Genomic DNA, 1126 nt, shown 5'->3' on the forward strand with positions numbered 1-1126 from the left:
AGTTGTGTATAAGAGACAGTCCCGGCACCGCCGCACCCCGCCCGCCCGGTACCGGCCGATGGGACCGGCTGCGCGCGCCCGCCGGATTCGCCGCGGCCGCGGCGGCGCTCTTCCTCGTCGCGCCCCTCCTGCTCACCGACTTCCGACTCGGTCTGCTCGCCAAGTACCTGTGCTTCGCCATCGTGGCGGTGGGCATCGCCCTGGCCTGGGGACGGGGCGGGATGCTCACCCTGGGACAGGGCCTGTTCTTCGGGTTGGGCGGCTACGCGATGGCGATGCACCTCGAACTCGCCGACGCCGGGCCCGGTGGTCTTCCCGACTTCATGCTGCTGTACGGGGACACCGACACCCTGCCGTGGTGGTGGGTCCCGTTCGCCCATCCCGTGGTCGCCCTCGCCGCCGTGCTCCTCCTGCCCATGGCCGTCGCCGCCGGGATCGGCCTGCTGGTCTTCCGCCGTCGGGTGCGGGGGGCCTACTTCGCGATCCTCAGCCAGGCGCTGGCGGCGGCCTTCGCGCTGTTGTTGATCGGCCAACAGGCCACCACCGGGGGGACCAACGGACTGACCAACTTTCGCGGCATCTTCGGCTACTCGCTCCACGACCCGGTCAACCGCCGGATGGTGTACTTCGTCATCGCGGCCGTGCTGCTGATCCTGGTGGCGCTCACCCGCCACCTCTTCCTGAGTCGCTACGGCGAACTCCTCGCCGCGGTGAGGGACTCCGAGGAGCGCGTCCGCTTCCTGGGGTACGACCCGGCCCTGGTCAAGCTGGCCGCCTACACCGCCTCGGCGGGAATGGCGGGAGTGGCGGGGGCCCTGTTCGTCCCCGCCGTGGGCATCATCTCACCGGCGATGATCGGCATCGTGCCCTCCATCGAGTTCGTGATCGGCGCGGCGATCGGGGGGCGGGCCTCCCTGCCCGGCGCCGCGCTGGGGGCCATCACGGTCGCCTGGGCCCAGACCACGCTCTCCGAGCAGTTCCCGGCCGGATGGACCTACTTCCAGGCGCTGCTCTTCATCGTGGTCATCGTCTTCCTGCCCGGCGGCCTCGCCTCCCTGGCCCACGTCCTCCGCCGGCGTTGTCGCTTATACACATCTAACACTGCCGACGAAGCTGCAAGTGTATA

1 protein-coding gene is annotated in these 1126 nt (G+C 70.1%); it reads left to right on the plus strand.

Going from position 1 to position 1126, the window contains the following annotated elements:
- Positions 1-68 precede the first annotated feature (68 nt).
- The coding region (gene urtC, locus FOE67_RS26490; RefSeq protein ID WP_228474331.1) for an urea ABC transporter permease subunit UrtC at positions 69-1126 on the plus strand (1058 nt) is incomplete at its 3' end.

The sequence above is a fragment of the Streptomyces calidiresistens genome (assembly GCF_014141525.1).
Lineage (GTDB): Bacteria > Actinomycetota > Actinomycetes > Streptomycetales > Streptomycetaceae > Streptomyces > Streptomyces calidiresistens.